21 protein-coding genes are annotated in these 24,472 nt (G+C 66.9%); 7 read left to right on the top strand and 14 right to left on the bottom strand.

What is annotated here, in order from left to right:
- Nucleotides 1-30: 30 nt before the first annotated feature.
- The 8 genes from DFP89_RS11410 to DFP89_RS11375 form a co-directional block, all read right to left on the bottom strand.
- Complete coding sequence (locus DFP89_RS11410) at nt 31-777, bottom strand: hypothetical protein (RefSeq protein WP_114349519.1); 747 nt, start codon at nt 775-777, stop codon at nt 31-33.
- A 12-nt stretch (nt 778-789) separates the two neighbouring features.
- Nucleotides 790-1,083, bottom strand: a complete 294-nt coding sequence (locus DFP89_RS11405) for a hypothetical protein (protein ID WP_114349518.1) — start codon at nt 1,081-1,083, stop codon at nt 790-792.
- A 100-nt stretch (nt 1,084-1,183) separates the two neighbouring features.
- Nucleotides 1,184-2,272 carry an HlyD family secretion protein gene (locus tag DFP89_RS11400; protein WP_114349517.1) on the bottom strand — a complete coding sequence of 363 codons (1,089 nt, stop codon included), beginning with the start codon at nt 2,270-2,272 and terminating at the stop codon, nt 1,184-1,186.
- Between the two features lies 1 nt (nt 2,273).
- A complete protein-coding gene (locus DFP89_RS11395; protein WP_245948676.1) occupies nt 2,274-3,989 on the bottom strand; it encodes an MFS transporter in 1,716 nt (571 codons plus the stop codon).
- Nucleotides 3,986-4,417 carry a MarR family winged helix-turn-helix transcriptional regulator gene (locus DFP89_RS11390; protein WP_114349516.1) on the bottom strand — a complete coding sequence of 144 codons (432 nt, stop codon included), beginning with the start codon at nt 4,415-4,417 and terminating at the stop codon, nt 3,986-3,988. Before DFP89_RS11390 ends, DFP89_RS11395 begins: the two co-directional genes overlap by 4 nt.
- A 110-nt stretch (nt 4,418-4,527) precedes the next feature.
- On the bottom strand, nt 4,528-9,045 hold the full coding sequence (locus tag DFP89_RS11385; RefSeq protein WP_114349515.1) for a translocation/assembly module TamB domain-containing protein: 4,518 nt from the start codon (nt 9,043-9,045) through the stop codon (nt 4,528-4,530).
- Complete coding sequence (locus DFP89_RS11380; RefSeq protein ID WP_114349514.1) at nt 9,045-10,973, bottom strand: autotransporter assembly complex protein TamA; 1,929 nt, start codon at nt 10,971-10,973, stop codon at nt 9,045-9,047. The genes DFP89_RS11385 and DFP89_RS11380 overlap by 1 nt, the downstream gene beginning before the upstream one ends.
- An 86-nt stretch (nt 10,974-11,059) precedes the next feature.
- Nucleotides 11,060-11,986 (bottom strand): glucokinase, encoded by a 927-nt coding sequence (locus DFP89_RS11375; protein ID WP_114349603.1) that lies wholly within the window; start codon nt 11,984-11,986, stop codon nt 11,060-11,062.
- A gap of 175 nt (nt 11,987-12,161) precedes the next feature.
- Between DFP89_RS11375 and DFP89_RS11370 the strand changes: the two genes are divergently transcribed.
- The 3 genes from DFP89_RS11370 to DFP89_RS11360 all read left to right on the top strand — a co-directional run bounded on the left by DFP89_RS11370 (nt 12,162) and on the right by DFP89_RS11360 (nt 14,485).
- Nucleotides 12,162-12,584 carry a hypothetical protein gene (locus tag DFP89_RS11370; protein ID WP_245948674.1) on the top strand — a complete coding sequence of 141 codons (423 nt, stop codon included), beginning with the start codon at nt 12,162-12,164 and terminating at the stop codon, nt 12,582-12,584.
- Between the two features lie 80 nt (nt 12,585-12,664).
- Nucleotides 12,665-14,056 (top strand): adenosylhomocysteinase, encoded by a 1,392-nt coding sequence (gene ahcY / locus DFP89_RS11365; protein WP_114349512.1) that lies wholly within the window; start codon nt 12,665-12,667, stop codon nt 14,054-14,056.
- Between the two features lie 87 nt (nt 14,057-14,143).
- On the top strand, nt 14,144-14,485 hold the full coding sequence (locus DFP89_RS11360; RefSeq protein ID WP_114349511.1) for a DUF2853 family protein: 342 nt from the start codon (nt 14,144-14,146) through the stop codon (nt 14,483-14,485).
- A 90-nt stretch (nt 14,486-14,575) separates the two neighbouring features.
- Here DFP89_RS11360 and DFP89_RS11355 read toward each other — a convergent pair whose 3' ends face one another.
- Nucleotides 14,576-15,193, bottom strand: a complete 618-nt coding sequence (locus DFP89_RS11355) for an enoyl-CoA hydratase/isomerase family protein (protein WP_181870320.1) — start codon at nt 15,191-15,193, stop codon at nt 14,576-14,578.
- 86 nt (nt 15,194-15,279) lie between these two features.
- On the opposite strand from DFP89_RS11355, the gene DFP89_RS11350 reads away from it, so the two are divergent.
- The 4 genes from DFP89_RS11350 (at nt 15,280) to ferA (ending at nt 19,781) form a co-directional block, all read left to right on the top strand.
- On the top strand, nt 15,280-16,908 hold the full coding sequence (locus DFP89_RS11350) for a DUF2125 domain-containing protein (protein WP_114349509.1): 1,629 nt from the start codon (nt 15,280-15,282) through the stop codon (nt 16,906-16,908).
- Nucleotides 16,909-17,011: 103 nt separating this feature from the next.
- A complete protein-coding gene (locus DFP89_RS11345; protein ID WP_114349508.1) occupies nt 17,012-18,364 on the top strand; it encodes a TldD/PmbA family protein in 1,353 nt (450 codons plus the stop codon).
- Nucleotides 18,351-19,133, top strand: coding sequence for a 3'(2'),5'-bisphosphate nucleotidase CysQ (locus tag DFP89_RS11340; RefSeq protein WP_114349507.1), 783 nt, complete (start codon nt 18,351-18,353; stop codon nt 19,131-19,133). Before DFP89_RS11345 ends, DFP89_RS11340 begins: the two co-directional genes overlap by 14 nt.
- Before the next feature lie 99 nt (nt 19,134-19,232).
- Nucleotides 19,233-19,781 (top strand): flavin reductase FerA, encoded by a 549-nt coding sequence (gene ferA, locus DFP89_RS11335; protein ID WP_114349506.1) that lies wholly within the window; start codon nt 19,233-19,235, stop codon nt 19,779-19,781.
- On the opposite strand, the gene DFP89_RS11330 is transcribed toward ferA, so the two are convergent.
- The 5 genes from DFP89_RS11330 to DFP89_RS11310 form a co-directional block, all read right to left on the bottom strand.
- Nucleotides 19,778-20,284 carry a DUF2867 domain-containing protein gene (locus tag DFP89_RS11330; protein ID WP_114349505.1) on the bottom strand — a complete coding sequence of 169 codons (507 nt, stop codon included), beginning with the start codon at nt 20,282-20,284 and terminating at the stop codon, nt 19,778-19,780. The two genes, ferA and DFP89_RS11330, sit on opposite strands and share 4 nt — an antisense overlap.
- Nucleotides 20,285-20,365: 81 nt before the next feature.
- Nucleotides 20,366-21,013 (bottom strand): PqiC family protein, encoded by a 648-nt coding sequence (locus DFP89_RS11325; RefSeq protein WP_245948672.1) that lies wholly within the window; start codon nt 21,011-21,013, stop codon nt 20,366-20,368.
- Between the two features lie 8 nt (nt 21,014-21,021).
- Nucleotides 21,022-23,088, bottom strand: coding sequence for a PqiB family protein (locus DFP89_RS11320; protein ID WP_114349504.1), 2,067 nt, complete (start codon nt 23,086-23,088; stop codon nt 21,022-21,024).
- Nucleotides 23,089-23,090: 2 nt separating this feature from the next.
- A complete protein-coding gene (locus DFP89_RS11315) occupies nt 23,091-23,714 on the bottom strand; it encodes a paraquat-inducible protein A (RefSeq protein ID WP_114349601.1) in 624 nt (207 codons plus the stop codon).
- A gap of 74 nt (nt 23,715-23,788) precedes the next feature.
- Nucleotides 23,789-24,466, bottom strand: a complete 678-nt coding sequence (locus DFP89_RS11310) for a paraquat-inducible protein A (RefSeq protein WP_114349503.1) — start codon at nt 24,464-24,466, stop codon at nt 23,789-23,791.
- Between the last annotated feature and the right edge of the window lie 6 nt (nt 24,467-24,472).

Genomic DNA, 24,472 nt, shown 5'->3' with positions numbered 1-24,472 from the left:
GCGACCCGGCCTTTTTCGTGACGCGCCCTCTCAGGGCGGAAAAACATAGCCGATGGCTGCCCTGAGCACGAACACGCCCACCCCGATCAGCGCCAGAATGCCGGCAAGCCGCAGCAACGCCGAGAACCGGCCGGCCGACTTCTCGGGATCGTGACTGACCCGCTCAGCCGGGATCGGCGGCGGCGGGTTTTCATCCCATCCGCCGTCGCGACAGGTCAGCACCGCCCGCAACAGGCAGGCGCGGCAGATCTGGCCGCCATTCCATTCCTGAAACAGGTCGCGCCTGGGCGGCAGCGGGTCCGGATCCCGGATCCCGTTCCATTCGAAATAATGATAGGGCAGCTCTTCGCCGCTGACCGGCTGCCCGCATAACGTCTGCGCCGCCTCATCAAAGGCCAGATGCTGCTTGCCGTTCTGGTGGATCAGCAGGAACTGCCGCTGGATCAGATCGCCCATACCGGACGATATCGGCCCCAGAAGCTGGCTGCGGCGCGGACAGAACAGTGCCGTCCATGACCCGTTGGCCTCGACATCGACCCGCACCGGAATCAAATCGTCGGGGTCGGAAATCGGCTGGTCGGAATGCTCGGGCAGTTTGCTGTCCCGATCGACCCGGTTTCTGCCGCGGTCAATTGGGTAATGGCCGTTCTCGTCCTGCGCGCCCTGCGGGATATGGCTTGAATACAGGGTCTCGTGCACGCTGCCGGTGATCGACGAGAAATTCGCGTAAATCACCCCGCCATCGGGGAAATGGATGCGCGCCAGCCAGTCACCCATGGCAAATCCCCCTCAGCAATCCCCGCCACCTCCGCCGCCGTCACCGCCGCAATCGCCACCCGAGTAGGGGCCGCCGGAATCGCCTACAAAGCCCGAGTCGGCGGCCCGTCGACCGCTCTGACGCGGCTGGTCGCCAAAGCCGAAAAGCACCGTCAGGGGATAAAGCAGCCAGGGAAAGGCCATCATGAACAGGCCGAACCACGGCCCCGAATCGCTGATCCAGCCCATCAGCGCAAAGATCAGCCCAAGAATGCCAAGCGCGCGGGGAAAGAAGGGATTGGCAGGCAAAGAGCCGAACAAAGCCATGGCGAAAACCTCGCGGAACAGATCACGAAATACGCCGATCAGTCTGCATTTTCCGCGACTCGCGCCAAGGGGAAAAGTTGCCGGAGAGCGGGCGGCGCCCTCAGCCCTCGTGGCCCATGACCGGCGCGCCCGCCTGCGCCGACTTGTCCCGCGCCTCGGGCTTTTGATCAACCGTGACCACGACCGACAGGCCCGGCTCGAGGAACTCGGCCCGCTCCTGGCCGGGATCGATGCGGATGCGCACCGGCAGGCGCTGCGCGACCTTGGTGAAATTCCCCGTCGCATTCGACGCCGAAAGCAGGCTGAACTCGGACGCGGCGGCGGGCGAGAAGGATTCGACCCGGCCGGTAAAGACCCGGCCCTGCATGGCATCGACTGAGAAACTGGCACGGTCGCCGACCGTGATCCCGGAAAGCTCGGTCTCGCGGAAATTGGCGATGACCCAGACATCGGTGCCGACCAGACTGACCAGAGCCGTGCCGGCGGTCACGTATTGACCCAGCCGCACGCTGACCTGCCCCAGCCGCCCGGCCGCCGGCGCGCGAATCACGGTATTCGACAGATCGATCTGCGCCAGCTCGCGCGCCGCCTTGGCCGAGGCGATCTCGGCCTGCCTGGCGGCCAGCCCGACCTCGGCGCCGTTGACGTTCTCGCGCGCGACGGCAATGGCGCTTTCGGCCTGGGTGACGGCGGCCTCGGCCTGACGCAGCGCCAGCTCGGACTGGTCGGTGGTGCTTTGCGCCGTCACCCCGCGCGATTTCAGCGCGCTCGCGCGGTCCCAGTTCGATTTCGCGGTATCGCGCGCCGCCTCGGCCGCCCGCAGCGCGGCTTCGGCGGATTGCTGGCCGGCCTCGGCAGAGCGCACGCTCTGGTTCTGGATCTGCAACGCCGCCTCGGCGCCTTGCAGCGCGGCATCGGCCTGGGCCAGCTTCTGCCGGTACTGGCGATCGTCGATGCGCGCGATCACCTGGCCTTTGGTCACGGACTGGAAATCCTGCGCCTCGACCGCCGCGACATAGCCCGAAAGCTGCGGCGCAAGGCTGGTGACCGTGCCGCGGATATAGGCGTTCTCGGTCTGTGGATAGGTGGATTGAAAGGGTGGCAGACGCCACGCGTAAAGCACGATCAGCAGGCCGGTCAGGCCGGCGGCAATGGCGATCAGTGTCGGGATCAGATGGGTGCGGGTCATGTCAGCGGCTCGGCAAGGGGGTGGGGGCAGCGGGTTCGGAATCCGGTGCGGGGGCAGCAGCGGCGGAGGTTTCGGCGGAGGCTTCAGCAGGGGCGGCAACAGGTGGCGCAGCGGGCCAGAGCCGCGCCGCCAGCCAGTCCCGGAACAGGTGCAGGATCAGCAGGCAAAGCGCCGTCGCCGCCACCAGCGCCGTCAGCCGATAGGCGTCGTTATAGGCCATGACATAGGCCTGGTTGGTGGCATCCTGCGCGATCATCGATAGGGCCTGTGCCCGGCGCGCGGCGCCATCGGCAATCTGCGGGGCCAGCGCCGCGGCACGTTGGGCGATTTCGTGCAGCACCAGCGGATCGGCTGTGGTCAGCTCCTCGCGCATCAGCTGCACATGCAGCGCCTCGCGATGGTTGATGAAGGTCAGGAACAGGCCCGAGCCCATCACCCCGCCCAGACTTTGCGTGGACAGGAACACGACGATGAAGCTGAGGATATAGTTCGGACCACGCGCAATTGCCGAGATCATCCCCTGCATCATCGCCGGCGCCAGAAACAGCGAACCGGCAAAGGCGATCATCGCCTGGCTGAGCATCATCTGCGCGGGGCGCGTGTCGATGGTCGAATGGCTGTCCATCCACGCGCCGACCGCCACCAGCGCCAGCGCGACCAGATGCAGCTGCGGCACCCGGCGCGGCGTCATGAACAGGATCAGCGCCAGCGCGCCCAGCACCGTTCCCGCCGAGATCACGGTAAAGATCGGGACCAGCTGGTCCTGCGTCACACCCAGGACCTGAAACATGCGCGGCGCGCCCGAACTCTGCTCGGACAGGATCAGGCGAAAGATCAGCAGCGTGACCGTCAGGTGCAGCATCGCGGGCGTGGACAGCCAGCGGATGTCCAGAAGTGGCGTCTTGCGGTTCAGCTCGATCACGATGGCGAGCGTCAGCGCCGCGATGGACAGGGCCAGCACCCAGCCCAGCCAGGGGATGGCCGTCCACCAGTAGATCGCGCCCATGGTAAAGACGACCGTCAACCCGCCGAAGCCGACGGCGATCAGCGCCCAGCTCAGCAGATCCAGGCCCGCAATCACCTTTTGCCGGGGCGGCGAGGTCAGCGGCAGATAATAGACCAGCGCCAGCGACACCGCAGCCATGCCCAGCGTCATCACATGCAGCGCGTTCCAGCCCGCATCCGCCATCAGCGCCGGCGAGATCACCCGCGCCAGCGACGGACCCAGCGCGACCGTCGCCATCACCACCGGCAGGCCCAGCCGCATCTTCCATTGCGGCGACAGCGGCTCAAGCATGTACATGAAGGCCAGCGAGGACAGCGGTGCCGAGGCCATCCCGGCCAGGAACTGCATGACCAGCGCCGAGCGCAGATCGGAAATCGTCAGCGCCCCCAGCGCCACCACCAGATAGATGACAATGGCTATCTCGGCAAAGCGGCGCAGGCCGTATTGCGCGCGGATCTTGATCAGCAGGATCGGCATCGAGGCGCGCGGCGCCGCAAAGGCCACCGTCAGCCAGGTGGCCTGGGTCGTGGTCACGCCCAGATCCCCCGCGACCTGCGCGACATTCGTGGTGACGAAATTCTGTGCCAGCCCCTGCGTCAACCCGATGACGATCGCCGCCATCGCATAGGCCAGCGCCGCCCGCAGCCGGTATGAGGGCGCGGCAGGCGCCGCCGGCGCGGCGGCCGGCGCAGAGGTGGCGGCCGTGCTCATGTCCGCTTCAGCCTTTCGGCGTTTTCGGCCATCCGCGCCAGAACGCGCCGGGTCGTGGCCAGATCCTCGGGCGCGATACCGTCCGAAAATGCGGCCTCGACCTCGGCGCGAAAGGCCAGAAGCGGCTCGATACGGGCGGCCCCGGTCAGAAAGATCGCATGTTTGCGCCCGTCCTCGGCCAGCGGCCGGCGCTCGGCCAGACCCAGCGCCTCCAGCGCGTCAAGCTGGCGCTTCAGCGTCGGCGTCTCGATATCGAGACGCTGCGCCAGTTCGGCCTGGCTGGCGCCCTGATTGTGGCCGATCACCGCCAGCAGCCGGGCGCGGGCATAGGTCAGCCCCTGAGCGCGCACGCGCAGCTCAAATCCGGCGCGGATGGCGCGGGTCAGGTAAAGAATGGTCTCGAACAGGGGGGCGGGACTCTGTGGCACGATTGTTAGCTTGCTAATGGATTTCGTTAGCTAGCTAATGACGAGATCGCGAGTCGTCAAGATCCGGCCCGCCCCGGCGGGAAAAGAAAACCGACCGGGGGCGCCCCGGGTCAGTAATCGCGTTCGTAAAACAGTCCGATGGTGCTTTCGCCCTCGCTGTCGACCGAGCCGCGCGCGGTCAGCGTCTTGGACATGTCGAGGTTCAGGTTCAGCTTGGTCTTGCCGTCGCCACCGACCTGGACATCCGTATAGAGGTTGTCGGTCAGGTATTTCCCGGCCCGGACCGAGACATTGCCCTCATCATCGGTGGCCAGATCCAGATCGTCGAGCCCGGTCGAGGCGCGCAACCGGCCAACGATACCGTCGCCGCCCTTGCCCGCGAGCGTCGCCACGGCGCTTGCCAGCTGCGCGGCCTGGAAGGCACTGATATTGTCCAGCCCGCGCCCGAACAGCAGTTGCGAGATCACCTCCTCCTGCGGCATGTCGGGCGAGGACGAGAAGGTGATATCGGGGTCGCGGGCGTCGCCGTCGATGGTGATATAGGCAACCATGTCCTCGGCATCGGCCTCGGCCACCAGCCGGATGAAGGGGATCAGGCTGCCCTGCATCTCGATCAGGCCCTCGGTCAGGTCGAAGCGCTTGCCCAAGAGATCGACGCGGCCCCGGATCAGCTCCAGCTGGCCGATGGGGATGGGCTGGCGGGCATTGCCGGTCAGGCGGATCTCGCCGCCCAGCTCGGCATCGACGCCGCGGCCGCGGATGAAGACCTTGTCGGGGGCCGAGATCAGCAGATCGAACCGCGCCGGATTGGCCGGCGGCGTCGCTGGCGGCGCGGCCATCCCGGCCTCGCGCGATGCCTCGCTGGGATATGCCAGCAGCCCGGCCTTGGCGCGGGTCTGGCGCTGCGGCGGGCGTTCGGACAGATGCTTGATGTCGGGGATCGATTTGGCGCCGCCCAGACCCGTCGAGGGGATGCGCAGCTCCATCCGCTGGATATCGATGCGCCCCGAGACCATCGGCCCGGCCTTCTGCGAGCCGCCGACGGTGATCTCGCCATTGGCAAGGGTCTCGTAAAGGCTGGGATCGCGCAGCACGATATTGTTCAGTCGCACGGCAAGGTCCATCTCGCGGTCGCCGGCCAGCGAGATCGGGCCGGTCACTGAAACCGTCCCGCCGGCCTCGACCGCGCCACGGACATCGACCATGATCCGGCCGCCGCCGAAATCGGCATTGGCGTTCAGGTCGTTGATGCTGAGGCCAAAGCGCGGCTCTGCCAGTCGGCCACCGGTCAGCGCCGCCCGGCCGCTGATCGCCTCAAGCGAGGGCTTGCCCTTCAGCCGCAGATCGAAGCTCAGCGGCCCCTCGACGCTGCGCCTGCGCAGGAACGGGTTGGCGGCGGCGGCGTTGCCGCTGCCGGTGACGTGCAGATCGGCCGAGGCCAGGCTGGTCGCGATGCTGCCGGTGGCGCGCGCCTGGCTGTTGCCGGGACCGGTCGCAGTCAGGTTCACCTCATAGGCGGGACCGGTATTGCGGATGGAGCCGCGCACCTCGGCGGGGCCGGGGAAGCCCTGCACCAGCAGCGCCAGATCGTTCAGCTGTGCATCCAGATTGAGCCCGGTCGAGGGGCTGCCATCGCCGGTCACCCGGAACTGGCCATTGCCGGCGCGCAGCCGGCTGACGGTCAGGCTGCCATCGGGCTTTTGGGTCGCGGCCAGATCCAGCGTGGTTTCGCCCGCCAGCACCGCATCGGCCTTGGGGTTGCCCATGGCAAGGCCACGCGCGCTGCCCTGCGCGGTGATCGCACGCCCGCCATCGGGATTGTCGGCGACATGGGCCGTCAGATCGACGGCGCCGCGATAGCCGCGGCCCAGAAAACGCAGATCCGAGGCATTCAGCGTCGCGGTCACGTCGGTCGCGCCCTTGCCCGGCTGACCGATGCCCACCTGTCCGGTGGCGCCAAGGTTCAGGCGCGGGTTCTGCACGGTCGCCGTCTCGATGGCGAAGACGCCGGCCCGCTCGGTGCCCTTCACGGCCAGTTGCGTCTCGCCGGCCAGCGCGCCATCGACCTGGGCCTGCCCGAAATTCAGGTCCCGCGCGGTGCCGGTCACGTCCAGACGGCGCGCGCCGGTGCCGTCATCCTTGAAACTGCCCTGCGCCTGCAAGGCGCCCTGCCAGCCGCGCCCAAAGCTGGCCAGCGACTTCACGTCAAGATCGCCGGTCAGGTTGGTGCCGGATTTCCCCAGCGTGCCCTGCGCGGTGGCCTGCATCTGCGCGTTCTTCAGGTCAAAGGCGCTGATGGTGATCTCGCCCCGGTCCTCTTGCGCGGACAAGGTCAGCTCGGTCGTTCCGGGCAGGGCATTGCCCACGTCCTGCGGACCCATCCGCAGCTCGGTCCCCTGTCCGGTGACCTCGATCTTGCGCAGGGTGCCGTCCTGCCGGACCGTGCCCTTGGCGGTCAGCGCGCCTGACAGGCCCTGTTCCAGCACCGTCAGGTCGGGCATGGCCAGGTTCAGCTCTCCGTCCAGCATGCTGTCGGAGAACACCCCGGCGCCATGGGCGCTGAGCTGCGGGTTCGACAGCTGGAACTGCTGCACGTGATAGGCACCGCTGGCCTCAAGCGCCTCGATCACCAGATCGGTCTTGCCCTTGAGCAAACCGTCCAGCGAGGGCTGGCCGATGACCAGATCCTGCGCCGCGCCGGTCAGGGTGATGGCGCGCTTGCCGACAGCGCCGGTGACCTTGGCATCGGTCTGGAAGGATCCCGACATCTTGGGATCGGCCACCGACAGATCCGGCATCGTCACCTGCGCGATCAGGTTGCTGGAGTAGCTGTCCAGCCGGCCCTGCGCCTCGGCGGTCAGGTTCTGCGCGTTCACCGTCAGCTTGCGCAGGTTGATCCCCGACGTGTCGCGCCGGATGCTAAGGTCAATGCGCGACTGTCCGGCCAGCATGCGGTCGGCATGTTCCTGACCGATGCCGATATCACTGCCCAGCACCTCGGCGGTGATGTCGAAGCTTTTGTTCAGGACAGTGTAGCTGCCCTTGACATGGGCCTCGGCCTGCCCGCCCAGATCGCGCGCCGCCAGCTTGCCGAAACGCGCGATATTGCGGTGTTCGGCATTGATGTCGCCCGACAGCGTGATGCCGCTTTTCAGCCCGGAAACCTCGGTCTCGCCGGTAAAGCCGAACTCATCGCCATTGATGTTCATGCCCCAGAGCTTCAGCGCATTGCCGGGGGTGAAGGCAAAGTTCAGGCCGCCGTTCAGCGTGTCGCCCAAGGCCTCGGCCAAGGCCGGGTCCGCGGGCTCCAGATCGTCCATGCCGAAGGCGACCCAGCCGCGCACCTCTTGCAGCGCCTGATCGGCGGTCAGGACGATGCGCCCGCGCCCGTCCATGCGCTGTTCCGACAGCGAGATGTCGTCGCGCTTGATGTCATTGACCTTGCCCTTCAGCACCCAGCCCGCGCCCTGCGCCGCGTCGTAATCCAGCCGCAGGTTGCCCGCGCGCACGGTCGTCGGCTTGTCAGCCCAGGGCAGCAGCACCGGCAGTTGCGTGGCGCCCGCATCCGCGCCCAGAAGCAGCGTCAGATGCAGGCTTTCGGGCGCGCCGCTGGTCGTGGTGGCGACACTGCCGTTCAGCTTCAAAGCCTCGGTGGTCAGGCTCAGCGACGGAATCAGCAGCCGCCCGTCCGAACCGGTCCAGCCCTCGGCCAGAAGCTGCGACTGGCTGCCGAAGAAGGGTTTGTGCTGCGGGGGCGCCAAGGCCGCCACGTCGCCGCCGACCTGCGCGCGAAAGCTGGTGCCGGCCACGCCGCCCTGTTCCTGCGCCGTCACCGCCACATTGCCGGTGATGCGCGGCTGGCCATCGGTCGCCAGCGTGATGTCGGCGGTGTAGTTCGACAGCGGCCCCTGGCCCTTGATCTCGGCGCTGACGGCGGGGCGGCCGTAAAGCTTGACGATATTGGTGAACAGGCCGTTGCGGTCCTCGTCCAGCTTGAGGTCCAGACCCAGCACCCGCGTCTCGTTGGAGAAGCTGGCATCCAGCGCGAACTGTCCGCGCGGCCCGTCCACGCGGTCGATGGTCAGCTTGGTGTCACCGGCGCCGTCTTCAAGGCTCATGCCGCCATCGATGGCAAGAACCGCCTCTTGCCCGATAATGTCCTTGCCCAGCTCGACCCGGCCGACGGCGATCTTGTCGATATTGACGCTGACCGGCAGCTGCGGCAGGCCGAATTCCTTGGCCTCGGCCTTGGGGGCGCTGTCGCCGCCGCCCGGCAGGCGCGGCAGGAGGATGCGCTCGGCCGACAGTTCGTTGATGCGGACATGGCCGGTCAGCAGGGCGGCGCGGCTCCAATGCATGGCGCCATTCTCGATGGTGATCCAGATGCCGTCATCATCCGAGATGGTCAGCCGGGTAAAGGTCGCGCGCGAGGACAGCGCCCCGGCAAAACCGTCGATCACCACCTTGCGGCCGGCGCCGGACAGGTTCTCCTCAAGGAAACGGGTGATGAAGCCCTTGTCGTCCTCGGCCTCTTGGGACTGCTCGGCGGCGTCCTGCGCCGATGCGGCCAATGGCAGGGCCAGCAACAGGCAGATGGCGAAAAGAATACGGTAAGCCAGATCGCGCATCAGAATGCCTGCCCCAGTCCGATATAGACCTGTAACCCGGAATCGTCGTCATAGCCGCCGCCCAGCGGCATCGCGAGGTCAAAGCGCAGCGGCCCGATCGGGGTCTTGTAGCGGATGCCCGCGCCCGCGCCCGCATGCCAGTCGGTGCCGCCCGAAAAGCCGCTGTCGGTCCAGACCCGGCCGGCATCGACAAAGATGGCGGTGCCGATCTTTTCGCGGATCTGGATGCGGGCCTCGGCGGTCAGGTTCACCACGCTCATGCCGCCGGTCTTGACCGGGCCGTCATCGCCCGGAATGACCTCGACCCCCAGCGATTCATAGGGCTGGCCACGCACGGTGCCGCCGCCGCCGGAATAGAACAGATAGTCGCGCGGGGTTTCCTCGATCTCGGGGCCAAGCACGGTGCCCAGCCGCGCCCGACCGGCCAGGGTGAAGCGGTCGTCTGTGCCGAAGCTGCGATAGATGCGGCTTTCCGCCAGCACCTGCGCACCGCTGCCGGTTTCGTCCTGAAGCCCCAGGAAGGGCACCAGCCCGCCCTGAAGGTAATAGCCGTTCTTGGCGTCGGTCTCGTCGTCGCGCATGTCCCAGATCACCGACATGGGCAGCGCGAACAGCCGGAAATTCGTCACCCCGGATTCGTCCACCGCCCTAAGCGCCCGGTATTGCAGCGCGATATCGGCGGTCAGGTGGTCGTCGGGAATATAGGTGAAGCCCAGCCCGAACGTGGCGTATTTCAGGTCGTAATCATCTTCGTTCAGCTTGCCGATATCGGTCTCGACATAGGCGGTTGTGTCGGCATTCAGCGTCGCCGGCCGGTCGATGCGCACGCCCAGCGTGTAGTCCATCCGGTCGTTTCCGCCGATATCCTCGACCGAGGCGTCGAAGCGCAGCCGTTCACCGCCCCGAAACAGGTTGCGGTTGATCCAGTAGCCGGTCAGAGACAGCCCTTCGGTATTCGAATATTCGAAGCCCGCGCCCAGCCGGCGCAGCTTTTCCTCGGAGATCAGCAGGTCCACGTCCAAGGTCCCGTCGGGATTGGCCGCGTCGGCCTCGGTCAGGGTAATGGCCGAGAACACACCCGAGCGGCGCAGCCGCTTGCGCATGTCCTCAAGCTCTTCGGGGTCGAAACGCTCGCCGGTCGGAAAGCCGGCCATCTTGCGCAGACGGCGCGGATCCAGCCGCTTGTAGCCGCGGATGGTCAGCTTGCCGAAGCGCAGCTCCGGCCCCGGCGCCATCAGGATGTGGCTGTCCACCAGATTGGTCGCGTGATCGGCGGTGATATCGGTCTCGGCGACGGCGGCCTTGGCATAGCCCACGTTGCGCCAGCCATCGACGGCGGCGGTCGCCGCCCGCTTCATCTCGCCGGTGCGGGCGATCGAGCCCTTGCGGTAATTGCGCGGCAGCTCGGTCTTTGGCGCCACCGGCCCGATATCGGCGCGGCTATAGTGGAATTGCGGGCCCGGATCGACGTGAACCACCACCTTGCGCACCACCTTGGGCGCGTCCAGGGGCGCGATGCTGGCGGCCTCGACCCCGTCCAGGGCGATGTCGATGATGCCGGAAAAATAGCCCTCGTCGTAAAGAACGCCAAGGATGCGGGCATAATCGCCGCGTGCCGCGGCCAGCATGTCCTGCCCGGTCACGCGCCCCTCATCCTGGGCGCTGACCAAAAGCGAGGTGGCCCGGATCGCCTTGAGCAGATCGTCGCCGCCGCCCTCGATCTGGAAATCCACATCGACCGGCGAGGCGTCATTGCCCTTGGCGCCGCCGAACCAGCCAAAGAAGGTCGGCGCAGATGAGGAAGACCCCGAGGCCCCCGACCCCGACGATCCAGAGGACGAAGAGCCCGAGGATTGCGCCAGCACCATCCCCGCCCCCGTGCCCAGCACGAAAGCGGCAGCTGTCCCTGCCTTGACCCAGTTCTTCATTGCCTGCCCTGCTTGTCGCGGTTTTGCAGCAGCATTGCAGGGAAGGTTAACAAAATCCAGACACAGTGCCCGAAACCGGGCTTTTTTCAGCGGATCGCGGCAAGACAGCCATGCAATGCGGCCATGTCGTCACGGATGACCCCGATCGGCACCGCCCGGGTGATCCTGTCCATCAGCGGATCCGACAGGAACGCTTCCTCGAAGATCGCGAAGCGGTCGGTGCAGGAGCGCGCGACGCTGCCGGCAAGGAACATCCCCTCCATCGGCATGAAGCGCAGCGCAAGTTCGCGGCACAAAAGCCCGAACAGGCGGGCGTAAAGCGCGCAGGTCGCCTCGGCCTCGGTATCGCCATTGGCGGCGGCGGCAACCACCACCTCGGCCCGGACCAGCGGCACCTTGGCGCGCAGCGAATGCAGCCGCGCCAGACCGCGGCCGGCAAACAGCTCCTCGACCGAATCATGCTTGGCGGCGTCTTCCTCGCCCAGGATTTCGATCAGCGGTTGGGCGATCGACAGCGGCAGGCGGGTATGCCCCTCCTCGGCCTCAAGGCAGGCGATGCCGCCATCGGGCAGCACCTTGACCGCGCAGACATTGAAGCCGGTGCCGGCATTCACCACCAGCCGCTGGCCGTTGGTGGCGACCCCCTGCGGCCCAAGGCGCAGAAAGCCCGCCGCCTCGCCATCCAGCGCCGGCGTCGCATAACCAAGCGCGAGCAGGTCGTTGATCAGCCGAGCGCGGCTGGCGCCGGTCAACTGGCACAGCCGTTCCTCGGTGAAGTCCCAGTCGCGGTTGGTCAGCCGCGCCGCGCCGCCCGAAACCGGGCCCGCCACATCGATGCAGACCGCCTCGATGGCGGGATTGCCCTGCTGGTCCAGATAAATCCGCACCACCTCGTCGAAACTGGCGTGATCATCGCCGCGAAAGCGTGTGATCGTCGCGCTGTCGATGGCGCCGTTTCGCGCCAGCGCCATGCGCGCATTGGTGCCCCCCACATCTGCCAGCAAGAACGCCATGATCTTTCCCCCCTGCACCATATTCAGCGCCCGTTTTAGGCGATCGCCGGGCGCTCTGCTAGCGCTCGCAAACCGGGGCGAGGGGAACCTTTCGGGAACCCAAGCGGGATTTTGCGGGTTTTGTCCCGAGACTCAGACGCGCAAGCGAAAGGTTTTGACGATGAAGATGCCGCAGATGACCCGAATTGCCCCCACCGCGCTCTTGGCGCTGGCGCTTGCCCTGCCGGCCAGCGCCGCCATCACCTCGCGCGAGGACAATCTGGCCGCGCCGCGCGGCTGGTCGGCCATGGCGGGGATGGACCCGCATGCCGTGGCCGAGATGGCGCGCAGCCTGCCGCTGTCGGATCAGGCAGCGGGCGACCAGCCTTGGTGCGACCATCGCGCCGAGGTCGAGCGCACGCTGACCCATGATTTCGGCGAGGAAAAGATCGCCACCGCCGCGCAAGGCATGGTGCTGTGGGGGTCCGAGTTGATGGGCACATGGACCATGGTGCTGGACCGCGCCGATGCGACCAGCTGCGTCATCGCCTCGGGCATCGGCTATAGCGACGGAACCAGCCCGCAGGAGTTCTTTACCAAGGCCGGGCTGAACGGCTGACGGGATCTGTCACCGGCCGATTTGCAGAGACGGGCGCGGGATGCTAAAGGCGCCGGCAACCGTATTTGCAAAGGTGCCTCATGGCCGATCATATCATCAAGGACATCACGCTGGCCGCCTTCGGCCGCAAGGAACTGGACATCGCCGAAACCGAGATGCCGGGCCTGATGGCGCTGCGCGCCGAATATGGCGCCAGCCAGCCGCTGAAAGGCGCGCGCATCGCCGGTTCGCTGCACATGACCATCCAGACCGCCGTCCTGATCGAAACCCTGACCGCGCTTGGCGCCGAGGTCCGCTGGGCCTCGTGCAACATCTTCTCAACCCAGGATCACGCGGCGGCGGCGATTGCCGCGGCCGGCATCCCGGTCTTTGCCATCAAGGGCGAGACCCTGCCCGAATACTGGACCTATACCGACCAGATCTTCCAGTTCACTGACGGCCCGGCGAACATGATCCTGGACGATGGCGGCGACGCCACCATGTATGTCCTCTTGGGCGCCCGCGTCGAAGCCGGTGAAACCGGCCTGATCGAGACCCCGACCAGCGACGAGGAAGAAGCCCTTTTCGCCCAGATCAAGAAGCGTCTGGCCCAATCGCCCGGCTGGTTCACCAAGCAGCGCGACGCCATTCAGGGCGTCAGCGAGGAAACCACCACCGGCGTGCACCGTCTTTACGACCTGCACAAGAAAGGGCTGCTGCCCTTCCCGGCGATCAACGTCAATGACAGCGTCACCAAGTCGAAATTCGACAACAAATACGGCTGCAAGGAATCGCTGGTGGACGGCATCCGCCGCGCCACCGACGTGATGATGGCCGGCAAGGTCGCCGTGGTCTGCGGTTACGGCGACGTGGGCAAGGGCTCGGCCGCATCCCTGCGCGGCGCCGGCGCCCGCGTGAAAGTGACCGAGGTCGATCCGATCTGCGCCCTGCAGGCCGCCATGGACGGCTTTGAGGTGGTCACGCTTGAGGATGTGGTCGACAGCGCCGACATCTTCATCACCACCACCGGCAACAAGGACGTGATCCGCATCGAGCATGTGCGCGCGATGAAGGACATGGCCATCGTCGGCAATATCGGCCATTTCGACAATGAAATTCAGGTCGCCGCGCTGAAGAACCACAAATGGACCAACATCAAGGACCAGGTGGACATGATCGAGATGCCCTCGGGCGCGCGCATCATCCTGCTGTCGGAAGGGCGCCTTCTGAACCTTGGCAACGCCACCGGCCATCCGTCCTTCGTGATGTCGGCGAGCTTCACCAACCAGGTGCTGGCCCAGATCGAACTGTGGACCAAGGGCGATGAATACGCTCCGGGCGTCTATATCCTGCCCAAGGCGCTGGATGAAAAGGTCGCCCGCCTGCATCTGGACAAGATCGGCGTCAAGCTGACCCAGCTTTCGCCCGAGCAGGCCGCCTATATCGGCGTGACCCCCGAAGGCCCGTTCAAATCGGATCATTACCGCTACTGATCCCTGACGACCCACGGTTTGGGTTGATATTTGCAGACCGCACGCTAGGCTCCCCCCGGATAGAAAAACCATCCGGGGGGACTAGATATGAGCAAGCGCGACGATCTGATCGCAAAATATGCCGCAGACATGAAGGACAAGCTGGGCGTTTCGCCTGACATGGACCTGTTGACCAAGGTGGTCATCGGCTGCGGGCCGTCGATCTACAATGCCGATGCCGAGACCGTCTCGGGCTCGGACAAGACCGAGGTCGAGCGGGTCAAGACCAGCTATCTGGTAAAGAAACTGGGGCTGGCAGATGGCCCGGCGCTGGACGCGGCCATTCAGGACGTGCTGGCGAAATACGGCAGCAGCAACCGCAACAAGTATCGCGCGGTCATCTATTACATGCTCTGCGTGCATTTCGGCAAACAGGCCGCCTACGCCTGACCCCTGCCAGAGACCCGCGACAACTTGTCGCAGCCCCGGCCGTGATGCGCGACCGGGGGCGCTGGCTCGCGCATTTCGCCGGGCAGAGGCTCAGCGGATCAGCGACTTGATCGCCACGACATGTTCGCGGCTGGCGCCAAGGGCGTCGGTGGCCATGGCCTCGGCCGTGTCCAGCAGATCCTCGGCCGGGACCAGCCGATCGACCAGCCCCCAGGCCAGCGCCTCGTCGGCGGGGATCTTCTGCCCGGCCATCAGGATCATCCTGGCGCGCGCGGGGCCGATCAGCGCCGTCAGCCGCTCGGGGTCGCCGGGCCGGGGCAGAAAGCCCAAGCGCATGACCGGATAGAAGAATTTCGCCTGCGGCACCGCCAGCCGCAGGTCGCAGGCCAAGACCATGCCCAGCGATCCGCCCGCCGCCGTGCCGTTCAGCGCCGCGATGGTCAGGCAGGGCATCGAGGCCACCCGCGCCGAAAGCCTCTCCCATTCCGGCGACACCGCCAGCCCGTTTCTGGCGTCCGCCAGATCGGCGCCGGCGGAAAACACCGCCCCCCTGCCGGTCAGGATCACCGCCCGCAGGTCGTCCCGCGCCGCCAGATCGTCAAAACCGGCGGTCAGGTCGCGCAGCATCGCCTCGGTCAGGGCATTGGCCTTGTCCGGGCGGTCGATCACGATCCGGCCAGTTCCTTGGGCAAAACCCGTGGTGATCATCATATCCTCCTTGGACCCGCGCGCCGGCTATGCCAAAAGCCCGGCAAGCATTTCCCATGCAATTCTCGTTTTGGAAAGGTAATGAGATGAACCTGCGACTGACAAGCTCGGCCCTCGCGCTGGCTGCGATGACCGCCCCGGCTTTCGCCGATGTGACCTCCGAGCAGGTCTGGCAGTCCTGGGTCGATTATTACAGCTCGGCCGGCTACCAGATCAAGGAAGGCAAGCGCGAGCAGGCCGGCGACACGCTGACCCTCACCGACGTGACCGTGAGCACCGAGGATGGCGACCCCGCCACCACCGGCCAGATGACCCTGACCGTGCCGCAGATCACCATGACCGAAACCGGCGACGGCAAGGTGCGCACGGTCTATGCCGACCAGATGACCGGCAGCTTCAGCGGCACCGATTCCGATGCCCGGGATTTCAGCGCGAATTTCACCGTGGACGTGGCGGGCAACGCCATGGTGACCTCGGGCGCGGCCGAGGACATGACGCATGAGCTTGACTATCCGGTCATGGACATCACCCTGACCACGATGAAAAGCGACGGCAAGGAACAGCCGCTGCCGATCAAGTTCAGCCTGAAGAACAGCACCGGCAAGATGCACAATGTCGCCGGGACGACCGCGAAATACGACTATGATTTCAAATCGGAAAGCCTGACCTTTACCGGCGACGTGACCGATGAGGGCGGCGACCGGGTCAAGTTCAGCGGCGACATGGCCGGTCTGGACATGGTCGGCAAGATGAGCCTGCCCAGCGGCTCGGATCTGGCCAAGGACCTGAACGCGGCGCTCAAGGCCGGCCTGATCCTTGACGGCACCGTCAAGTTCGGCGCCACCGCCGCGATGTTCGATTTCGCCGCCAAGCCGGTCGATGGCCAGGCGCAGACCGCCGCCGGCAAATATGACGCCAAGGGTTTCGACCTGACCTTCGCCATGTCGCAGGACGGGCTTGTCTATCAGGGCAACTCCGGTCAGGCGGCCTTCGAGCTGACCACCGCGGACATGCCCTTCCCGATCAAATATGCCGCCGACAGCGCCAGCTTCGACCTGCAATTGCCGGTGATGAAGGCGGATGCGGCACAGCCGTTCAAATTCGCCTATTCGCTGGGCGGGCTGACGCTGGGCGACGAGATCTGGGGCCTGTTCGACGCTCAGGGCGTGCTGCCGCGCGATCCGGCCTCGCTGGATCTGGACCTGACCGGGCTGATGCAGGTCAATGCCGACCTGTTCGACCCCGCGACCATGGCCGAGCAGGTGATGCCGGGCGCCGAGCCGGCCGATACGGATATGGACAGCGCCGAAACGCCGGCCGTGCCCGAAGCCGGCACCACCGACACCGCCACGCCGGATGCCCTGTCGGAAGCCGCGCCCGAGCCGCTGCTGCCGACCGAAATGACGATCAATCAGTTCGCGTTGAACATGCTGGGTGCCAAGGTCACCGCCACGGGTGAGCTGAAAGCCGTCGAAGGCACCGACATCGCCTCCGCGCCGCCGGTCGGCCAGATCAAGGCCGAATATGAGGGCGTGAACGGGCTGATCGACAAACTGGCCAGCATGGGCCTGATCCCCGAGGATCAGATCATGGGCGTGCGCATGATGCTGGCGATGTTCGCCAAGCCGGTGACCGAAGGCGAGGACAAGCTGACGACCGATCTGGAATTCAAGGAAGATGGCTCGATCTTTGCCAATGGCCAGCAGATCCAGTAATCGGGACCGGGGCGTGGCTGCCGCCGCGCCCTGACACAAAGACACTGCGGGGGCCGGACGTTCAAGTCGCGGCCCCCGTCTTGCATCCGAGGAGAGCCGATCCATGCCCGATTTTCCGCAGCTTGAGGCCCTGACGCAGGCGCTTTTGGCCGCCGCCGCCCGTTCGGGTGCCGATCAGGCCGATGCTGTCGCCGTCGCGGCCAGCGCCGTCTCGGTCGATGTCCGGGCCGGCGGGCTGGAGCATGCCGAACGCGCCGAGGGTGTCGAGATCGGCCTGCGGGTGCTGCTGGGCGGGCGGCAGGCCTGCGTCTCGGCCTCGGATCATTCGGAGCGCACGATCACGGAAATGGCCGCCCGCGCCGTCGCCATGGCCCGCGAGGCGCCCGTCGACGACACGCTGGGGCTGGCCGAGCCGGATCAGCTGGCGCGCGATACCGACAGCCGCCGGCTGGACCTGATCGACAATTCGCCCGAGCCGGACCCCGCAACCCTGCAGGACCGCGCCCTGCGCGCCGAGGCCGCAGCGCTGGCGGTCGAGGGCGTCTCAAAGACCGAATCCGCCAGTGCCAGCCATTCGATGACCCGGTTCTGGCTGGGGGCCTCGAACGGGTTCTCGGCCGGATACGGGCGCAGCAGCCACAGCCTGTCCACCGTCGCCATCACCGGCGAGGGCCTGCGGATGGAACGGGACTGGGCCGGCGAAAGCCGCCTGCATGCCAGCGACATGCCCAGCCCCGAGGAAATCGGCCGCCTGGCCGGCGAACGCACCATCGCCCGGCGCGGCGCAAGAAAGCCGCCGACCGGCGCCTTTCCCATCCTTTATGACGAGCGTGTCTCGGGCGGGCTGATCAGCCATCTGGTCAATGCCGTCAGCGGCACCGCCATCGCGCGTGGCGCAAGCTGGCTGCGCAATGCCCTGGGCGAGGCCGTCCTGCCCCCCGGCTTTGACCTGTACGAGAACCCGCATCTGCCGCGTCGCGGCGGCTCGCGCCTGTTTGACGCCGAGGGGCTGGCGACCGCACCGCGCCTGATCGTCGCCGACGGCATCCTGCAGGGCTGGACGCTGGATCTGGCCACCGGGCGCAAACTGGGCATGCCCTCGACCGCCAGCGCCATGCGCAGCGCGGGCAGCCCGCCCTCGCCCGGGGTCACCAACCTGGAACTGACAGCAGGCCCGCTCAGCCGCGATCAGATGATCCGCGAGATGGGACGCGGGCTGGTGGTGACCTCGATGCTGGGGGCCTCGATCAACGCGACGACCGGGGATTATTCGCGCGGCGCCGCCGGCTTCTGGGTCGAGAACGGCGAGATCGCCTATGCCGTCAACGAATGCACCATCGCCGGCAACCTGCGCCAGATGCTGAGCCATATCACCGCCGCCAATGATCTGCCCGACTGGCGCGCCCTGCGCGTCCCCAGCCTGCTGGTCGAGGGAATGACCGTTGCCGGCGGCTGATGACCTGATCTTGCTGGAACAGGCCGCCCATGAGGCCGGCCAGATCGCGCTGCGTCACTGGCGCCGCGATCCGCAGGTCTGGGACAAACCCGATGGCGCCGGCCCGGTGACCGAGGCCGATCTGGCCGTGAACGCGCATCTGGAACGCCTGCTGCGCGAGGCCCGCCCCGATTACGGCTGGCTCAGCGAGGAAAGCCCCGACGACCCGGCGCGGCTGGCGTTTGAGCATTGCTTCATTATCGACCCGATCGACGGCACCCGCGCTTTTATCGACGGCCAGACCGGCTTTTCGCATTCGCTGGCCATCGCGCGCGGGCACGAGATCATCGCCGCCGTGGTGCATCTGCCTGCGCAGGACCTGACCTATGCCGCGCAGGAACACGGCCCGGCGCTGCTGAATGGCGCGCCGATCCTGGCATCGCATCACGGCTTTGATGGCGCCGATGTGCTGACCGGCATGCCCGGCCTTGATCCGGTGCATTGGCGGGGCGTCGCGCCGCCGATCAAGCGCAGTTTTCGCCCCTCACTGGCCTGGCGGCTGTGTCTGGTGGCCGAAGGACGCTTTGACGCCGCGCTGACGGTCCGTCCGGCATGGGAATGGGACATCGCGGCGGGGGCGCTGATCGCACGGCGCGCGGGCTGTCTGGCCAGCGACCTTTCGGGCCAGCCCCTGCGCTTCAACACCCCCTCGGCGCTGAATGACGGGCTGATCGTGGCGCGGCAGGGGCTGCATGACGACATGCTCGCGGCAATGACGCCACGCCTGTGATCCTTGCGCCGGGCGCGGCTTGATGCCTTGTCGCGCCGGGGCTAGACTTGCCTTGCCGGTCCGGAACGGGCCTTATGCCGCCAATGACAGGGCCCGCCCATGAGCCGCCTTCCCCCCGCGACCCGCGACCGGCTCGCCGACGAGATCACCTTCCACCCCGCCAATGCCGAGGCGCGGCTTCTGCGCGAGGCGCTTGGCCGCTTTGCCACCGGCGTCACCGTGGTCACCGCCATGGGCTCGCTGGGGCCGGTGGGGATGACGGTGAACAGCTTTTCCAGCGTCTCGCTGGAGCCGCCTCTGGTGCTGTGGTGCCCGGCGCGGGCCTCGACCCGGCATGACGTCTTTGCCGGGGCCGAGGCATGGTCGGTGCATATTCTGGGCGCCGAGCAACTGGAGACCTGCCTGCGCTTTACCAAGGGCGGGCGGCAGTTTCAGGAACTGACCCCGGTCATCACCCCCGAGGGCGTGCCGGTCCTGCCCGGCGCGGCGGCGCGGTTTGACTGCCTGAACCATGCCGTGCACGAGGCGGGCGACCATTCGGTGCTGATCGGGCGGGTGCTGCGGGTGACCGTGGCCGGGCCGGGCGATCACCCGCTGGTCTTTGCCGGTGGGCGCTTTGGCCAGTTCAATCCCGACGACGCGATCTAGCCGCCCGCGCCCTGCATCTGGCGCTGCAGGCGGCGCAGCATGACCCGCACGATCAGCCGATGCGCCGGACCGACGACCAGCATATAGGCGCGGCCGAACCGGTTATGGGTGATCACCGACGAGATCACCGCCAGCTCCGCCCCCCGCGTCGCGATGCAGGTCATCACGTCCAGATGCCGGTCGCGCTCGGTCAGGACCAGCAGATCGGGGGCGGCATGTTCGACCAGAAAGAAATCCAGCCGGTCGCCCGGTTGCACGCTGGCCGCCGCGGCCTCGCCAAAGCCGCCGATGCGCTTGACCCCGAACCGGGCCGAGATCGCATCGCGGATGCGAAAGGCCAGTTTCAGCACCGGCTGCGGCCGGGCACGGATCATGTTCCAGGCCTGCAGGGGCGTGAGCGGTCGGGGTAACAACGCCGCCTGACGGTCAAAATAGTCCAGCCGCTCGGGGGCAGCCAAAAGATGCGCGGGCGGATCGGTCAGGACATATGCGTCTTGAGGCATGGTCGCTCCCTGCGGTTGCGCGGTCAGGCTGCCTGATTATCGCGCGGCCCGATAGCTGCCAAACTGACGCGGAGCCGAACCTTAGCTGTCCTCAAGCGGCGGCAACGGCTGCGAAAAGATATCGTCCATGCGCGGCATCGGCGGGGAACTGGTGCGCACCGACCGCCCCGGCCCGCCCAGAACCGCGATCTGGCGCGCCAGCTGGGCAATGGCCTGCGACTGCGCGCGGGCAATGGCGCCAGGACCGGCATCCGTTGCCAGCGGCACGGAAATGTCGAAGCTGCGCGCCTGATTGGCCCCGCCCGCCACATCGTCGGCGACGAAATAGCGCCCGCTGAGCCGATAAACCCCATCCGCCTGCGCCAGCGCCTTTTCGACGCGCACCTCAAGGCGGCGGCGCGGCGGCTCGGCCAGCGGCCAGGGCTCGGCGATGACCGTCGCCCCCGACAGGTCCGAGATGGTCCGCGCCAGCGTCTGCGTAAAGGCGCGCTGCGGATTGTCGGCCCACAGCTCCTTGGTGTTCGAGCGCACGGCGCCGTCGCCGGTCTGCCAGCTGACCTCATCGCCCGAGGCGTATTCGGGCAGGGACACGTCCTTCAGCTCGGCCGTGCCCAGCCGGTCGGGCACGCGCTCGCCGCTCAGCGGCGGGTCGATCAGGTAGCGGGCGGTCTTTTCGCCGTTCGAGCAGGCGCCCAGCAGCGTCAGCGCGGCCACGGAAACAAGGATCATGCGCATCATTAACGTCCTAGGATAAAGGCTTGCGGATTGCGTTCGATGCTGCGGGCCAGGCTGGCAAAGGAATTGGCCGCGCGCCGCATCTCGCGCATCAGGTTCACGGTCTCGTTGTTGAAATCCGACCGCGCGCCATAAGCGGCGATCACCGATTCAGCCCGCGCCGCCAGCGATTCCAGCCGCGCCGCCAGCTTCGGCAGACGCTGGACCGAGGCCGAGACATCCTGCGCCGCCGTGCTGGCCGAGGCCAACGCCTGATTGAGGCTGCCCACCGCATTGCCGTCACGCAGATCGTTCAGCAGCCCCGAGGCGGCCTTGAGCGTGTCGGACAGGTTGCGCGGCAATTCCTCGGCGTCCTTGGTGCCAAGGACGGCACGCAGGTCGCGCAGGATACCCTCGGCCTCGGTGCCGATGGCGGCGAAATCGACCTCGCCGACCTTGGCGACGGTGGCGTCGATGTCATTGACCATGGCGGGCACGTCGGCGGCGGCCAGCTTGACCGCCTCGGCGGCAGCGGCGGCCTCGTCGATCATGCCGCGCAGCTGGGTCAGCGCGCCGGATTCGCGCAGCTCGGCGGTGGCCGCCTGAATCTCGCCGGCGGCGGATTGGGCGTTTTCCAGCGTGCCGCGCAGGGCGCCCGGAATGGCGCGGGTATCCTCGCTGCTGGCCAGCGCGGTGACGCTGTTCATCATGTCGGTGGCGGATTTCAGTGCCTCTTCGATCGGCAGATTGCCGACGCGGGTCAGGAAGCCCTGCGCATTCGCGCTGAAATCGGAAATATCGCCGGGAACAGCGGGAATCAGCGGATGCGGCTTGGCGCTGCGGTCCAGCTCGGCCGGGGCGGCATCGGCCAGTTCGACCAACTCGACCTCAAGCGAGGTGCCGAAGAAGCCGGCACTGGCCAGCCGCGCCCGCAGGCCCGATGCGACCTGCGCGGCGACGAAATCCAGCGCCTCGGCCTCGGTTGCATCGTCGGGCAGGCCAAGCCGGGTGGGGGTGATGGCCAGCGTCACCTCTTGCTGGACATGTTCCTTGCCCTCGGCATCGGTGACGACGCGCGCCGCCAGATCGGTCACGCGACCGACGGTCAGGCCCATGAACTGCACATCGGCCCCGGTGCTGAGACCCTGCACCGATTCCCCGATCAGCATGGTCAGGCGCAGCGCGTTGGAATTGTCGGAAAACAGGTTCGCCCGCGCCGCCGCCTCGTCGGGTTGCAGGGCAAAGACATGGCCGTCCTCAACCGGCGCCCCGCCCGAGGTGACGGTGGCGAATTCCGCCCCCCCCTGCAGCACCGAGGCAAACGAGTTCATGTTCAGCTGTACCCCCTGCGCCCCCAGCGAGACCGAAAAGCCCGAGGTATCCCAGAACACCGTATTGGTGGTCAGGCGCTTGTCATGGGGCGCGGCGATAAAGACATCGGCCAGCACGCTTTCGTCATCCTCGGCCAGGCGCAGGTTCTGCATCCGCCCGACCGCAAGGCCGCGGAAGGTCACCGGCGCGCCTTCGGTCATCCCGCGCGAGCGTTCGGTGGACAGCACGATTCGCGTGCCCTCGGCGCCGGGGCTGGTCAAAGGCGCCTTGTCGAGGCCCTGGAAATGCCGCTGGGGTTCATCCACCACGCCGTCCCAATAGCCCTCGATAAAGGCGCCGGTCAGCACCGTATCCAGACGCGAGATGCCCTCGGCCGAGACCTGTGGCCGCACGATCCAGAATTCGGCGTCGCGGTCGATATAGGGCACGAGGTCCTGATCCACGCGGATATTGACCAGCACCTGGCGCAGATCGTCGGTAAAGCGGACGGATTCCACCTTGCCGATGGTGATCTCGCGGAATTTCAGCGAGGTTTCGCCCGGGATGATCCCGGTCACATCCTTGAAGGCGACCGAGATCACGGTGCCGCGGCCGGCGATGGCGTTCCAGCCCACGCCCAGCGTCACGATCAGCGCCAGAATCGGCACCAGCCAGACCAGCTGCAGGCCACCGCGCACGGACCGGGTCGGGGTCTTGCGGGCAGGCTCGGCGGGCTTCAGAGGGGCGTCGTTGCGGTCGGGCGGAGTTGGGTCCGTCATTCTTATTCCTTGCTGCTGCGCAGCGGAAGGCCACGCCAGATCAACCTGGGGTCAAAGCTTTGCGCGGAAAGCATGGTAAAGGCAACCGATAGCGCAAACGAGACCGCCGCCGGCCCCGGATGGATCGAGGCGACAAAGCCCAGCTGCACCAGCGCCGACAGAATGGCGACAACGAAGACGTCGATCATCGACCAGCGGCCGATGAATTCGACCACCTCATAGACATGCAGGCGGCGATGGGCATCCCTGACCGTGGCCGGCCGCCCCGCGACCCGCGCCAGCCAGATGATGGCGATGAATTTCGAGATGGGCACCACGATCGAGGCGATGAAGACCACCGCCGCCACGCCATAGCTGTTGTAATGGATCAGCTCGACCACGCCGCCCAGGATTGTGGCTTCGCTGCTGCCATGCAGCCCGCCCAGCGTCGAGGTCTTCAGCATCGGAAACAGGTTGGCCGGGATATAGAAGATGAGCCCCGCCGCCAGCCACGCCCAGACCGCGCCAAGCCCGCGCCGGTCGGGCAGGACCAGCGTATTGCCGCAGCGCTGGCAGATCGTCTCGGCCTCGGGCCAGACCCGGCCGCACCCCCGGCAGCCTACCAGCCCGGCGCGATGGGCGGTCATCACCGGCCCGCCATGGCCGGCGCCACCCTCGGTCAGCAGCCCGTTGTTTTCCGTTACGTTTTCGCCGGTCGCGCTCATGGGCGGCCCGCCGCCATTTCGCGGCCATCGGTGGGCAGGCCGGCATCCTCGATCGCGTCCCAGATCGTGGCGGCGCTGGTAAAGGCATCGCTGGCCGCATTGACCAGGATCAGCGCGCAAAAGGCCCAGAAGGCAGGGCCAAAGGCGATATTGGCAAGGCCGCCGACCTTGACCAGCGCAACCGCCGTCCCGATGACAAAGATCTCGGCCATGGACCAGGGCCGCAACGCCTCGGACAGGCGAAAGGCGCGCACGGCATGGCGATAGGGCGGCCGGTTCCGCGACAGGGGCAGCAGCGTATAGACCAGCAGCATCGCCCGCAGCACCGGCAGGCCGACGATGCTGCCCATCAGCGCAACGGTCAGCGGCACCAGCGCACCATCGGCAAAAGCCATGACCACCCCGAAAAGCGAGGTCTCGTTGCCGAATCCCATGCGCGAGATTTCCAGAAACGGAAAGAACACCGCCCCCACCATCAAGACCAGCGAGGTAAAGGACAGCGCGATGATGCGCGTGAACGCCCCCGCACGCGGCGCGGCCAGCACCTTGTTGCAGCGCACGCAGCGCGCGGTTTCACCGGCCTCCAGCTCGCGCTCGATATGCAATGCGTCGCAGCGCGGACAGGCGATCAGCCCCGCGCCGGTCGTCAGATCATAGTCGCCCTCGGTTTGCATCAAGGC

Source organism: Paracoccus lutimaris, assembly GCF_003337565.1.
GTDB lineage: Bacteria > Pseudomonadota > Alphaproteobacteria > Rhodobacterales > Rhodobacteraceae > Paracoccus > Paracoccus lutimaris.
Note: the sequence above shows the minus strand (reverse complement) of the source record. Positions and strands in the feature narration are given on the sequence as shown.